A 13,802-nucleotide genomic window follows, 5' to 3' on the forward strand; every position below is an offset into this window, starting at 1 on the left:
GCGGGCGGATTAGCCAATAGAGCCAGGCCAAGGACGGCCGGCGTAAGCACTCCCAATCGCAAGGCTGTCATGGCGCTTCGTTCCCGGTGATCCGTGGAACTTAACCATACATTGAGATTTAACCAATCCACAACCAGTGATTAAGCGCTCGATCTTTTCCCGCGCCGCGACGCCGGGCGAAAGTCGCCGCTGTCGATCGATCCCTGGACTGGCGCGCCCTCAGCCTTCCTCCTCGTCGTCGCCGCCCATGTCGCTCAGCGTCCGGGCCAGGGCCAGGACCTGCCGGCGCTGTCTCTCGGGGACCTGCGGGAACAGGGTCGCCAGCTCGACGCCCTCGCTCGACAGCATGAAGCGCTGCAACGCCCGCGTGCGCCGCTCGTCGGTCGGGTCGGCCAGGCCGCCGAGGTCGGACGACAGCCCGTCGAAGAACCAGGCCACCGAGGTCTGCAGCGTCACCGCCATGCCGTAGAGCTTGGAGGCGCTGACGCGGTTGGCGCCGCGTTCATACTTCTGGAGTTGCTGGAAGGTGATGCCCACGCTCTCGGCCAGTTGAGTCTGGCTCAGGCCCATCGCCTTGCGCCGCATCCGCATGCGGGCGCCGACGTGGATATCGACGAGATGGGGTTCTTGATCGGCGGCCAAGGGACGTCTCCGGCGGGAGACGCGACATGTCTCCTGCCGCATAGACGCCGATAAACGCCCGCCCCCTCAAGGATAAAGGCGCATTATCCCTAAGCTGTGCCATTCGGTCGCAGGTCGCCGATCGCCGGCGAAAGGCCTCAGGCGGTCGGCTTTTGGACCGGGGCCGGAGTTGGCGGACGGGTCACGACCGCCACCGCATGGTCGGCGTCGCTGGCCTGGCGCAGGGCGCGCAGATCCTCGCTGATGCGGAAGATGGCGACGTAGAACTCGCAGAACGCCCGCCACAGCAGCACCATGGCCGCGGAAACCAGCAGGCCGGCCACCAGCACAGGCAAGGCCAGTAGCAGCGATTGCAGGCCGGGCTCCTTCAGCGCCAGGCCGACGGCCGCGCCGACCACGGAAAAGGCGAACAGGGCGACGACGCCCAGGCCGGACCAGTAGATCAGGTGAATCACCGGCCCCGTGACCAGCCGATCGAACGTCAGCAGGTCCCAGAACAGGCCGCTCGAGCCGCGCGGCTTGGATTTATTGGCCGAAGCCATCCGACACTCCTCATGTCAGCGGGAGCTCCGCCGGGTACTGGCCCCATCGCTAGCAGCGCGAAGCCCGCTCGGCAATGCCGAGCGGGCTTGCGGTCGTTCCGACGTGGTCTGGTTGGTTATTGCGGCTTGGCGCCGGCCAGGGTGGCGTCGATCTGGGCCTTGGTGGCGGTGGTCGCCAAGCCGCCGTCGGCGCCGAGGCTGAAGCTGGCCTTGGGCAGGGCGAACTTCTTGTCGCCGCTGGTCACGACCACGTTGGTCGAGCCGTCGGCCCCGGCCGAGGTCCCGGCGATCGTGCCGACCACGGCGCCGGAGGGATCCTTCACCTCCGAGCCGACCTTGAGGTCCAGGGCGACGCTGGCCGAGGACGGGGTCCCGGCCGCGCCGGCGTCAGCCGCCGCGCCGGCGCTTCCGGTCACGCCGGTGGACGCGGCCGCGCCCGTGGCGGGGCTGGCCGGGGCCGCGCCCGGGGCCGGGGCTCCGGCCGAACCGGTGGTCTGGGCGAAGGCGGCGCTGGCCAACGAAAGGGTCGCGGCGGCGGCCAGATAGGCGATCTTGGTCTTCATGTGTTGCGCTCCGTCGTGAAGGGGTCCCCCGCCTCGGCCAATCAACGCGACCTATCAGCCACGGTTCCGAAATAATCGGCAACAGACCGTGACCATTTCTGGGCGAAATATGGCAAATCCGCCGTAAAGCGCGGCTGATATTCTGCATCCACTCGATAAGGCGAAGATTGAAGAAGGCACGACACACGGCCAAGCTTACCGATAACTTCAGCTTGTCGCCTCGCTGTGAGACATCAGGAAGCTAGAGCATTCTTCAACTTAATGGACACTTCTGATTTCCGGACATGGACACGCACATGTGCGTATCCCCAACCCAGCTCAGGGCCGGGCCAGCGGAAGCCCTAAACCATGCCCACCGTGCGCAGGCGGGCCCGGGGATGGATCTCGTTCTGGCTCATCACCACGGTCTGGCCGCGGAAGCGCTCGATGATCGAGCGCACATAGGGCCGCACGCCCGGGCTGGTCAGCAGCACGGCCGAGTCGCCCTGCAGGGCGGCGTTCTCGAAAGCGTCGCGCACGCCGCGGATGAACTCCTGCAGGCGCGAGGGGGCCAGGGCCAGTTGCTTGTCCTCGCCCGGACCGACCAGGGCCTCGGCGAAGGCCTGCTCCCATTCGGCCGACAGGGTGATGATCGGCAGGGCGCCGTCCTCGCCGCGGTTGGACCAGCACAGCTGCCGGCCCAGGCGGGCCCGGACCTGCTCGACCAGTTGCACCACCGAGGCGGTGTGCGGCGCGGCCTCACCGATGCCCTCGAGGATCTGCGGCAGGTCGCGGATCGACACCCGCTCCTTGAGCAGGGCCTGCAGCACGCGCTGGACGGTGGTGGCGCTGACCACCGAGGGAATCAGGTCGTCGACCAGCTTCTTCTGGCCCTCGGGCAGGTCCTTCAGCAGCTTCTGCACCTCGGCGTAGGACAGCAGGTCGGCCATGTTCTCCTTGAGGATCTCGGTCAGGTGCGTGGTCAGCACGGTGGCCGGATCGACGATGGTGTAGCCGCGGAAGGTGGCTTCCTCGCGCAGGGCCTCTTCCACCCAGGTGGCCGGCAGGCCGAAGGCCGGTTCGCGCACGTGCTCGCCGGGCAGTTCCACCTGGCCGCCGCGTGGGTCCATGGCCATCAGGCAGCCCAGGCGGACCTCGCCGGCCCCGGCTTCCATCTCCTTGATGCGGATCGCGTAGCCCTGGTTGGCCAGGCGCATGTTGTCGAGGATGCGGACCGGCGGCATGACGAAGCCGAACTCGGTGGCCAGGGTCTTGCGCAGGGCGCGGATCTGGTCGGTCAGCTTGCGGCCGTCCAGGTCGTTGATCAGGGTCAGCAGGCCGTAGCCCAGCTCGATCTTGACGTCGTCGATGGCCAGGGAGGCGCTGATCGGCTCCTCCTCCGGCTCGGCCGAGGCCTCGGCCAGGGCGGCCAGGGCGGAGGCGTCCAGCGGCTTGGGCTCCTTGGCCTTCAGGGCCCGGCGATAGGCCAGGTATCCCGAACCCACTGCTAGAGCGGCAAAAGGAACGATCGGCATGCCGGGGATCAGGGCGATGACGCCGGACGAGGCCGAGACCATGCCCAGGGCCACCGGGTTCATGGCCAACTGGGTGGTCAGGGCGGCGTTGGCGCTGCCCTCGACCCCGGCCTTGGACACCACCAGGCCGGCGGCGATCGAGATGATCAGGGCCGGGATCTGGCTGACCAGGCCATCGCCGATGGTCATCAGGGTGTAGCTGGCCGAGGCCTCGCCGATCGGCATCTTGTGCTGGACGACGCCGATCAGGATGCCGCCGACGATGTTGATGGCGGTGATGATCAGGCCGGCGACGGCGTCGCCCTTCACGAACTTGCTGGCGCCGTCCATGGCCCCGAAGAAGGTCGATTCCTGCTCCAGGTCCTTGCGGCGCTGCTTGGCGGTGTCCTGGTCGATCAGGCCGGTCGACAGGTCGGCGTCGATGGCCATCTGCTTGCCGGGCATGGCGTCCAGGGTGAAGCGGGCGGCGACTTCGGCGATCCGCCCCGAACCCTTGGTGACGACCATGAAGTTCACCACCACCAGGATGATGAAGACGATCACCCCGATGACGAAATTGCCCTGCATCATCAGGTTGCCGAACGCGGCGATGACGGCGCCGGCCCCGTGCGAGCCTTCCTGGCCATGGCCGAGGATCAGGCGCGTCGAGGCCACGTTCAGGCCCAGGCGATAGAGGGTGGCGACCAGCAGGACGGTCGGGAACGAGGTGAATTCCAGCGGCTTCTTGATCAGCACCGCCGTCATCAGGATCAGCACCGAGCCGGTCAGCGAAATCGCCAGCAGCAGGTCCAGCAGCATCGGCGGGACCGGGATGATCAGCAGGACGATGATGCCGACGACGCCGACCGCCAGGCCCATTTCGCCGCGCAGGATCCCGGCCCACAGCGAACTGGCGCTGGGGAGGGACGAGGCGGCCTTGGGGACGGCGGCGTCAGTCATGCGAACCCTGGATCCGGTGGAGGCCTCCTCGCGCATGAAGCGATTTGCGCGGGACCGCCACGTGCTTAATGCAAATTAGCCATGTCGGGCGCCGGACCGATGGTCGCGGCCCCATCACGGGTCGAGTCACGGGTCACGCCGCGTTCGTCACGCCCCCTTGCGGAGCGGGCACGGCGATCCCGGCTTCGGAATATTCCTTCAGCTTGTTGCGCAGGGTGCGGATCGAGATGCCCAGGATGTTGGCGGCGTGGGTGCGGTTGCCCATGCAGTGCTCCAGGGTGTCGATGATCAGGGTCTGCTCGACCTCGGCCACCGTCGAGCCGACGAAGGTGCGCGAAATGGCGTCGGCCGCCATCTGGGCGCCGCGGGCGACCGCGGTGTCCGGAGCCGGGGCCAGAGGCTGGCCGTCGGGCAGGCGGATGGCGAATTCCTCGATCTCCGCTCCCGGCGACAGCAGCACCGCGCGGTGCATGGCGTTCTCCAGCTCGCGGACGTTGCCCGGCCAGCGGTGGGCGATCAGCCGGCGCTTGGCCTCGGCCGAGATCGGCTTCTCGGCGACGCCGTTGGCGGCCGAGTACTTCTTCACGAAGTGCTCGCACAGGGTGATGACGTCGCCCGGACGCTCGCGCAGCGGCGGCAGGCGCAGGTTCACGACGTTGAGGCGATAGAGCAGGTCCTCGCGGAACGTGCCGTCCTTCACCGCCGCGGCCAGGTCGCGGTTGGAGGTGGCCAGGATGCGGATGTCGACCTTGACCGGCTTGGAGCCGCCGACCCGGTCGATCTCGCGCTCCTGGATGGCGCGCAGCAGCTTGGCCTGCAGGCGGGCGTCCATCTCGCTGATTTCGTCCAGCAGCAGGGTGCCGCCGTTGGCTTCCTCGAACTTGCCGATGCGGCGGGCCACGGCGCCGGTGAAGGCGCCCTTCTCGTGGCCGAACAGCTCGCTCTCCAGCAGGTTCTCGGGGATGGCGGCGCAGTTGACGCTGATGAACGGCGCCTTGGCCCGACGCGACTTGGCGTGGACATAGCGGGCCATCACCTCCTTGCCCGAGCCGCTTTCGCCGGTGATCAGGATCGAGGCCTCCGAGGCCGCCACCTGGTCGGCCAGGCGCATGACGTCGCCCATGGCCGGATCGCGGACGATCATCGGGCGGTTGTCGTCGGTGACGGCGGCCAGCACGGCGGCGATCAGCTCGGCGTCCGGCGGCAGCGGGATGAATTCCTTGGCCCCGGCTTTGATCGCCGCGGCGGCCCGCATCGGGTCGGCGTCGACGCCGCAGGCCACCACCGGCACCCGGATGCGTTCGGACTCGTTGGTGGCGATCAGGCCCGCGATGTCGAGCGCGTAGTCGACCATCAGCAGGTCGGCCCCCTGCCCGGCCCGCAGCGCGTGCGTCGCCGCCTCGATGGTCTCGACGTGCGAGACCTTGGCCCCGGTGTTCATCGCCATCTTCACGGCGACCGAGAGCTGTCCGTTCAGTTTTCCGACGACCAGGAGGCGCATCGTTTTCTCTCCGTTGGGGCCTTCGTGCCCCGGTAGTTCAACTGGTTAAGCTTCACTCGACGTCGCCCAGAGGCGACCTTGGGCGGTCAGCCGGCGGCGTCGCCGTCCTTGATGATTTCCGTCATGGTCACGCCCAGGCGCTCGTCGACGACGACGACCTCGCCGCGCGCCACCAGGCGGTTGTTCACATAGATGTCGATCGCCTCGCCGACCTTGCGGTCCAGCTCGAGGATGCTGCCGGCCGACAGCTGCAGCAGCTGCGCCACCGACATGTGGGCCCGGCCCAGCACGGCCGAGATGTTGACGGGAACGTCGAAGACCGGGGCCAGGTCCGAGGCGATCTTGTCGGACATCTCGACGGGCATTTCGGAGGCCAGCATCGCGCCGCCGAACTCGTCCAGGGTGAGGTTGTCGTCGGACATCGGGGTCAGCCTTCGCTAGGAAGAAGTGGTTCGGCGTGGAGCCCTTCGGCCGCGATGGCGGCTTCCAGGGCCTGGGTGACGCGGGCGGCCGCGTCGTCGGGATTGAAGGCCGCGCGCCCGTCGCCCCAGTCGAGGAGGAAGGCGGCGGCCGGCATGGCGTCGGGCCGGGCCAGGACCTGGCCGGGGAAGCCGATGGCCTGGGCGGTCTGCTCCAGGGCGGCCTGGGTGCGCTCGACCAGGTGGGCGGCGACCCGCACGGTCAGTTTCGGGCTGGCCTCGACCTCGCGGGCCAGGGCCACCAGGGCCGCCTGGGTCGGGGCCTCGGGAAACTGGTCCAGGGCGGCGTCGGCGATCGCCCGGCCACAGGCCAGGGCCAGCATTGCCGAGCCTTCACGGTGCTCGTGGGCCACGGCGGCCAGGGTCGAGAAGGCGCTGTGGATGGCCTGGCCGACCTGGTTCAGGGCCACGGCGGCCTCGCGCTCGGCCTGGGCCACGGCCGACTGCTCGCCGGCCGCATAGGCCTCGGCCTTGGCCAGTTCCAGCTCCTCCAGGGTGAAGTTCTTCTTCACCTTGGGCGGGGCGAAGGCCACGCCGCCGTGGTCGTCGAACACGGTGTCGAAGGCGAAGCGCTTGTGGGGGATGTCGGTCATGCTGCCATCCTCCTCAATAGATCAGTTCGTCTTCGGCGCCGGCCCCGGCCAGCATGATCTCGCCCTTGGCGGCCAGGTCCTTGGCGACCTGCACCATGGCGACCTGGGCCTGGTCGACGTCCTTCAGGCGCACCGGGCCCATGCTCTCCATGTCCTCGCGCATGATCTTCGACGCGCGTTCCGACATGTTGGAGAAGAACATCTCGCGCAGCTTGTCCGAGGCGCCCTTCAGGGCCAGGGCCAGCTGCTCCTTGCCGGTGGCGCGCAGCAGGGTCTGGACGCCGCCCGGGTCGAGCTTGGACAGGTCCTCGAACACGAACATCAGGGCGCGGATGCGCTCGGCGGCCTCGCGGTTGCGCTCTTCCAGCGCCGCGATGAAGCGGGCCTCGGTCTGACGATCGAAGTTGTTGAAGATCTCGGCCATCATCTCGTGGCTGTCGCGCTTGGACGTGCGCGCCAGGTTCGACATGAATTCGGTGCGCAGGGTCTGCTCGATCTTGTCGAGGATCTCGCGCTGCACCGGCTCCATCCGCAGCATGCGGGTGACGCATTCCAGGGCGAAGTCTTCCGGCAGCGAGGCCAGCACCCGGGCGGCGTGGTCGCTCTTCACCTTCGACAGCACCACCGCGACGGTCTGCGGATATTCGTTCTTCAGATAGTTGGCGAGCACCGCCTCGTTCACGTTGCCCAGCTTGTCCCACATGGTGCGACCCGCCGGACCGCGGATCTCCTCCATCAGCTGGTCCACCTTCTCCGGCGGCATGAAGGCCGACAGCAGGCGCTGGGTCTGCTCGTAGGAGCCCATGATCGCGCCGGTCGAGCTCATGCCCGAGACGAACTCGACCAGCAGCTCTTCCACGACCGAGGCCGAGATCGAGCCCAGGCCGGCCATGGCCTGCGAGACTTCCTTGATTTCCTCGTCGTCCAGGGCTTCCCAGATCGCGGTGTGCTCCTCGCCCAGGGCGAGCAGCACGATCGCGGCCTTCTCGGGACCGGCCAGGCGCTTGACGTCGGTGATGGAGCTTTTCGCCATCATTCAGACTCGTGCAGCCAGGAGCGCAGGATCGCCACCGATTCCTCGGGGTGACGGTCCACGAACTCGGACACCCGCTTGATCGACGAGGCCTTCACCTGGCCCTCGATCTTGGCGATGTCGATGCGCTGGTCCATGTCGGGACCGGCCAGGGCCATGGGCTCGCCCATCTGGTCGACGATGACCTCCTGGACCGTGCCATCCGACAGGGTGACCATGCGGGTCACCTGCGGAGCGTTCAGGGCCAGGCCCAGCGGGGTCGGCGGCGGGCTCATCAGGCTCTTGAGGAACGGGCGGACCGCGAACAGCAGGACCAGCAGGGCGACGATCGCCAGCACGCCCAGCTCGGCGAAACGCATGATGTCGTTCTTGTCGAGGGCGGCCATCAGGCCGGTCTTGCCCAGGCCCTGCTCCTCCGGCTGCGGGAAGCGGACATTGACCACCGAGACCTGGTCGCCGCGAGCCTGGTCGAAGCCGACCGCGGTCTTCACCAGTTGCTCCAGCTGCGCCATTTCCTCGGCGCTGCGCGGAGTGTAGGCGCCCGGCTTGCCGTCCTTGCCGGGAGGGGCGACGACGCCGTCGACGGCCACGGCCACGGCGACCTTGCGGATCGAGCCCGGCTCCTGGACCGTGGTCTTGGTGCTTTCCGAGATCTCGTAGTTGGTGACGCTCTCGTTGCTGCCCGACCGCGAGCCCAGGGGCTGGAAGCCGTTGGGCGCGGCGCCGGGGATGTTCTGGGTCGAGGTGACGCCGCCGGTGTCGCCGTCCTTGGTCTCGCTGGCGTTGTTCTCGTTGGTGCTTTCCGAGCGGATGACCTGGCCGTCCGGGTTGAAGTTGCGTTCCTGGGTGGTGACGCGGTTCAGGTCGAGGTCGGCGGTGACGTTGACGCGGGCCTTGCCCGGGCCCAGCACGCCGTCGATCATGTCCTTGACGGTCTTGGCGATGCGGGCCTCGGACTCGCTCTTGGCGTCCTGGGCGATCTTGCCGGCCAGGCTGCCGTCGCTGCCGGCCGACAGGGTCTTGCCGTGCTGGTCCATGACGTTGACGGCGTCGGGCTTCATGCCGGCCACCGAGCCGGCCACCAGGTTCTGGATGGCGCGGACGATGTCGGCCGAGGGCTCACGGCCCATGCTGATGCTGACGGCGGCGGTCGGCTTCTCGGCGTCTTCTTCAAAGAGCTGGCGCTTGGGCAGGACCAGGTGGACGCGGGCGGCCTTGACGCCGTCCCAGCCGGTGATCGTGCGCTCCAGCTCGCCCTGCAGGGCCCGCTGGCGGTTCAGCTGCTGGACGAAATCGGTCTGGCCCAGGGCGCTGCCGGTGTCGAAGATCTCGTAGCCGACCGACCCGGAGGTCACCAGGCCCTTGGTGAAGATCAGCTGGCGGGCGGTGTTGACCTTGTCGCGGGGGACCAGGATGGTCGCGCCGTCGGCCTTGGTCTCGTACTTGATGCCGGCGGTGTCGAGCGCCGCGGTGGCGGCGGCCGATTCCTTGGGGTCGACGTTCGACAGCAGCAGCTCGTTGGGCTGCTTGCCCATCATCAGCACCACGGCGGCGATCACGGCGATCGCGCCGGCGGCGACGCCGATCAGGGCGGCCAGACGGCCGACGCCAAATCTCTGAATCGCGCTGAGGAACTTGTCCAACCTACGCCCTACCCCTGAACAACGCCCCGAAGGGACGCCAGCCGCCGCGCGCCGGAGCACGCCGTCGCTAGGCAGGATTTACCCAGTGCAAGGTAAACGGGTCGTTTACATCCGCCGCCGCCGAGGACTTTCGGAAGCGCCAAAAGGTCGCGGCCGCGCCCCAGGGGGACGCGGCCGCTGATCTGTCTCGTAGAGGCCCGGCGGGAAGGTAAGCCCCCGCGCGCCATGACTTTTCAGTCCCGCGACTAGCGGTACTGCTGGAGCCGCGTGGTCCGAAGACCCGCCAGACCGTGCCGGTCGATCGATTGCTGCCAGGCGAGGAACTCCTCGTTGGTCAACTTGTATCGATCGCACGCCTCGTCGAGCGAGAGCAGGCCCCCGCGGACTGCGGCGACCACCTCGGCCTTGCGCCGGATCACCCAACGTTGGGTTTCCGGAGGCGGCAAGTCGGAGAGAGTTAGAGGCGCGCCGGTCGGACCGATCACGTACTTCTCACCCCGGCTGTTCGTGCGCTGCTGCTGCAACATGGCTTTACGCCTTTCCCACAACCATCACTGTTGGAGAGGAATATAGGCGCCGGGAAATAACAGGCGCTTAATTCCAATAGTAAAGAAAGACTGAAACATGGACTTTCTTCCCACTCCCGTGATGTATCAATGTGACACAGGGCAATTAAGGTCGGTTAAGACCTGTAATTACCGCTTAATGCTCAGAAGCTCTTCTAGCATCTGATCGGCTGTAGTGATGATTTTCGAAGAAGCCGAGTAGGCTCTTTGCGTCGTGATCAGGCCGGTGAACTCAGTCGACAGGTCGACGGTCGAAGCTTCCAGCGTGGACGGAGCAATCGAACCCGCGCCGCCGCCGCCTGGAGTCTTCAGGCTGAAGGTGCCGCTTTCGTTGGTGACCCGATAAGCGTTTCCGTTGATCCCCTTGAGCCCGTTGGGGTTCGAGAAGGTCGCCACCGCCACCTGGGCGATGCGGCGGGTCACGCCGTTGTCGAAGATCGCCGAGACATAGCCCTGGTCGTCGACCTCGATGTTGGTGAGGTTGCCGAAGGCCGTGCCGTTGGTGTTGACCGACTGGACCACCGACTGGCTGTTGTACTGGGTCAGGCCGCCGGCCGCGTTGGCCAGGTCGATCTGGATGCTCTGCGAGTCGATGCCCAGGCCGTCGGCCCAGCGCGGCGGCGTCGCCGCGGGCGGCGGCAGGTTGACCGCCAGCGGATCGGACGCGCCGATGGTGATCGAGGTCGGGGTGACCCCGCCGAACAGGTTGCCGACCGAGGCCAGCTTGCCGTCGGTGGTGAAGGTCACCTTGCCGGTGGCGATCTGGCCGTTGGCGTTGTTGTCCAGGTCGCCCGGCTTGGCGCGCAGCTCGGCGAACCATTCGTTGGGGCCTGGGCCCTTCAGCAGCGACAGGGTCACCGTGCGCTGGCCGCCCTTGGAGTCCGAGACCGGGATCTGGACCTCGAAGTCCGGCTTGACGCCCGTGGTGTTGTCCTTGGCGTAGTCCGACATCGAGCGGGTGGTCGGGTCGTAGGCGCCGCTGGCGGTGGCCTGGGCCTTGGTGTCCAGGCCCAGGGCTGAAAGGTTCACCGTGTGGGTCCCGTCGGTGACGGTGGTGGTGCTGGGGGGGCCCGCCGAGCCGGTAGGCAGGTAGCCGGTCAGCGCGCCGGTGGTCGGGTTGTAGGTGGCCACGCCCGTGGAAAACACCGTGCCGGCGCGGCTGATCGAAACCGCGTACTCGTCGCCATTGCCGGTCGGGCTGTAGGAGACCTTGTAGTCCACGGCCGGAACCGAGACCGGCGCTTCAACCACGGCGGTCTTGGTGACGACGGCGTTGGCCGCCGCCGAGACGGGCTGTTCCGAACGCAGGTTGGCGTTGACGCCGACCCGGGTGGTCTTCTCGGCCGTGCCGCCGACCGTGCCGACATTGATCGACGACAGCTGGGTCAGGTCCGACGGGTCGGGGGTGATCATGCCGCTGACGGGGTCGGCCAGCCAGCCCTGCAGATAGAGGCCGGCGTCGTTCTTCAGGTAGCCGAGGTTGTCCAGCTGGAACGAACCGGCGCGGGTGAACGAGCGGGTGTCGGTGGCGGTCAGGCCTTCCGGCTTCTCGGTGCCGACGAAGAAGCCCGAGCCGGCGATCGACAGGTCGAGGTTCGAGCTGGTCGACTGGGTCAGGCCCTGCTGGCTGATGAACTGGTGGGTCTTGGCCGAGACGCCGCCGGCGCTGTAGGTGGCGTTCTTGCTCTGGGCGGTGACCAGGGTCGAGAAGTTGGCCGAGCTGCGCTTGTAGCCGACGGTGTTGACGTTGGCGATGTTGTCGGAGATCGCGGCCAGGGCCGACGAATTGGAAATCAGGCCCGAGACGCCCGAGAGCATGGCGCTGTTGATGCTCATGACTGTGATCCTGCGATGAAGTTCAAAAGGGTTGAGGGGTTCAGCGCGGTTTGCGTTTGGGTCCGGAAGCCGGTTGGGGCGGGGACCGCGACGGCGTCATTCTGACGCCCGTTCATGGCGTGTGGCTCAGGTGGTGGCGGCGGGGGCGTTGGTGACGCCGATGACCGAGTCGAGCGGCACCTTGGTGTCGCCGATCCAGACCATGTTGACGCCGCTTTCGTTGGTGACCTTGGTGACGACGCCCTCGATCCGGCCCTTGGCCGTGGTGGTGAGCTTGGTCCCGGCCGCGTCGGTGGCGGTCACCTTGATGGTGTATTCGCCGCCGTCGGGCTGCTTGACGCCCTCGGGGGTGCTCTTGCCGTCCCACTTGAAGGTGTGGCTGCCGCCGGACATGTCGTCGGGCAGGACCGAGGCGATGGTCTTGCCGAACTTGTCGACGACCTCGATCTTCACGGCGGTGGCCGAGCGGCTCTGGGTGTAGCTCCAGCTGGCCTCACCGTTCTTCAGCACCGACTTGTCGGTCTCGGCGGTCACCTGCTTGCCCATCAGGTTGACGCCCTGGCTGATGCCGCCGCCGTCGTTCATCCCGACCAGGGCGGCCAGCAGGTCGTTGGTGACCAGTTGCTGCTCGACGCCGGTCATCTGGGTGATCTGGCTGGTCATCTGGGCGGTGTCGGTGGGCGCCAGCGGATCCTGATTCTTCAGCTGGGTGGTCAGCAGCTTCAGGAAGGTCTGCTCGTTGGTGGCCAGCGAGTTTCGCGAGTTGTTGATCTTGTCGAGAACGGAGGTGTTGTTGGAAACGGCGGCGGCCATGTCGTGGTCTCCTAGATCTTCACGTCGACGCCGCTGCGCTCGGCGACGCGCAGGCCGGGCAACAGGGCGGACGGGGAAAGGGGGATCGGGTCTTCGGCCAGCGCCGACTGGAAGGCGCGGCCCTGGAAGGCCTGGCGGCCGTGTTCGCCGCCCTGGAAGTTGAAGAAGGCGTTCGGGTTCTGGCCGCCGTTCTGCCGCGAGCTGTCGAAGCTCAGGGCGTTGTCGGCGACGTTGAAGCCGGCGTCGGCCAGGGCCTGGCGCAGTTCACCCGACTTGCCGCGCAGGTCGGCGGCGGCCTGCGGATTGTCGAAGTTCAGGGCGGCGGTCAGCTTGCCGTCCTTGGCGATCTCGATGCGCACGTCGACCCGGCCCAGGCCTTCCGGCTGCAGGACGACGTCGAAGCGGCTGGTCTTGCCGACCTGGGCCTTGCTGGCGATCTCGGTGGTCAGGTGGGCGACGGTCTCGGGCGCGGCCTTGACCGGGAGGTTGGCCGCGACGATCGGGGTCGGGGCGGCGGTCGTGCCGGGCGCGACGAAGGTCGGGGTCGTGGTCGTGGCGTCGACGGCGACCGGCGCGGCCTGGGCCGTCTGGGCGCCTTGCGAGCCATTGCTGTCGCCCTGGCCCTCCGCGCCGCCCTCGCCGGTGGTGGCGGCATGGGCCGACTGCACGGCGTCGGCGGCGACCGGCTCGGCGGCGGCGTCGGCGAGGTTGGCCGCGACGGCGGCGGCGGGGGTCTTCTGTTCGGCGGCCTTGACCACCTTGCCGGTCACCGACGCCACTTCGGGCGCGACGACCTGGGCGGCGGCGGTCTGCGCGGCGCCAGTCTGGACGGCAATGGGCGGCTCGGCCGTGTCGGTGGCCGGCGCGGCGGCGGCCAGGGCCACATTGACGGCGTCGGCGGTCGGGGCGGCGGCCGGCGTCGCGGCGGGCGCGGCGGTGGTCTCGGCCTTGGCGACCGGAACGTCGGTCTTCTTGGTATTGGCGGCGGCGAGGTCGGCGGCCGGGACGGCCGGCGCTTGCGGCAGGTCCAGGACCGGCGCGGCGGCGGCGTCCGTCGCCGGGGCGGCGGCGGGCGTGGCGGTCTCGGCGTCCGGCGCGACCGGGGCGAAGGCGGCGGCGTCGGTCGCCACGGCGGCGG

13 protein-coding genes are annotated in these 13,802 nt (G+C 68.1%); all 13 read right to left on the reverse strand.

Annotated elements, in window-relative coordinates; translation table 11 throughout:
• Positions 1-219: 219 nt before the first annotated feature.
• The gene (locus PMI01_RS23300) at positions 220-642 is read right to left on the reverse strand and encodes a helix-turn-helix domain-containing protein (RefSeq protein ID WP_007675178.1); all 423 of its coding nucleotides are present in this window, start codon (positions 640-642) and stop codon (positions 220-222) included.
• Positions 643-779: 137 nt separating this feature from the next.
• The gene (locus PMI01_RS23305) at positions 780-1,184 is read right to left on the reverse strand and encodes a DUF4282 domain-containing protein (RefSeq protein ID WP_007675181.1); all 405 of its coding nucleotides are present in this window, start codon (positions 1,182-1,184) and stop codon (positions 780-782) included.
• A 116-nt stretch (positions 1,185-1,300) separates the two neighbouring features.
• Entirely contained in the window at positions 1,301-1,747 is a 447-nt protein-coding gene (locus PMI01_RS23310; protein ID WP_007675184.1) for a hypothetical protein, read from the reverse strand.
• Positions 1,748-2,088: 341 nt separating this feature from the next.
• Positions 2,089-4,200 (reverse strand): flagellar biosynthesis protein FlhA, encoded by a 2,112-nt coding sequence (gene flhA / locus PMI01_RS23315; RefSeq protein ID WP_007675187.1) that lies wholly within the window; start codon positions 4,198-4,200, stop codon positions 2,089-2,091.
• A gap of 133 nt (positions 4,201-4,333) precedes the next feature.
• Positions 4,334-5,701: a sigma-54-dependent transcriptional regulator FlbD gene (locus PMI01_RS23320; protein ID WP_007675188.1), complete on the reverse strand. Its 1,368-nt coding sequence runs from the start codon at positions 5,699-5,701 to the stop codon at positions 4,334-4,336.
• A gap of 86 nt (positions 5,702-5,787) precedes the next feature.
• Positions 5,788-6,123: a flagellar motor switch protein FliN gene (fliN, locus tag PMI01_RS23325; protein WP_007675190.1), complete on the reverse strand. Its 336-nt coding sequence runs from the start codon at positions 6,121-6,123 to the stop codon at positions 5,788-5,790.
• Between the two features lie 5 nt (positions 6,124-6,128).
• Complete coding sequence (locus PMI01_RS23330) at positions 6,129-6,773, reverse strand: FliH/SctL family protein (RefSeq protein WP_007675192.1); 645 nt, start codon at positions 6,771-6,773, stop codon at positions 6,129-6,131.
• A gap of 13 nt (positions 6,774-6,786) precedes the next feature.
• Positions 6,787-7,809, reverse strand: coding sequence for a flagellar motor switch protein FliG (fliG, locus tag PMI01_RS23335; RefSeq protein WP_007675195.1), 1,023 nt, complete (start codon positions 7,807-7,809; stop codon positions 6,787-6,789).
• Positions 7,806-9,449 (reverse strand): flagellar basal-body MS-ring/collar protein FliF, encoded by a 1,644-nt coding sequence (gene fliF / locus PMI01_RS23340; RefSeq protein WP_007675197.1) that lies wholly within the window; start codon positions 9,447-9,449, stop codon positions 7,806-7,808. The genes fliG and fliF overlap by 4 nt, the downstream gene beginning before the upstream one ends.
• 245 nt (positions 9,450-9,694) lie before the next feature.
• Complete coding sequence (gene sciP / locus PMI01_RS23345) at positions 9,695-9,976, reverse strand: CtrA inhibitor SciP (RefSeq protein WP_007675208.1); 282 nt, start codon at positions 9,974-9,976, stop codon at positions 9,695-9,697.
• A gap of 168 nt (positions 9,977-10,144) precedes the next feature.
• Positions 10,145-11,851, reverse strand: a complete 1,707-nt coding sequence (flgE, locus tag PMI01_RS23350; RefSeq protein WP_007675210.1) for a flagellar hook protein FlgE — start codon at positions 11,849-11,851, stop codon at positions 10,145-10,147.
• Positions 11,852-11,977: 126 nt separating this feature from the next.
• Positions 11,978-12,664 (reverse strand): flagellar hook assembly protein FlgD, encoded by a 687-nt coding sequence (locus tag PMI01_RS23355; RefSeq protein WP_007675212.1) that lies wholly within the window; start codon positions 12,662-12,664, stop codon positions 11,978-11,980.
• An 11-nt stretch (positions 12,665-12,675) separates the two neighbouring features.
• On the reverse strand, positions 12,676-13,802 hold a 1,127-nt coding region (locus tag PMI01_RS23360), incomplete at its 5' end, for a flagellar hook-length control protein FliK (RefSeq protein WP_007675215.1).

The organism is Caulobacter sp. AP07 (assembly GCF_000281955.1).
In the GTDB taxonomy this organism is placed as follows: Bacteria; Pseudomonadota; Alphaproteobacteria; order Caulobacterales; family Caulobacteraceae; genus Caulobacter.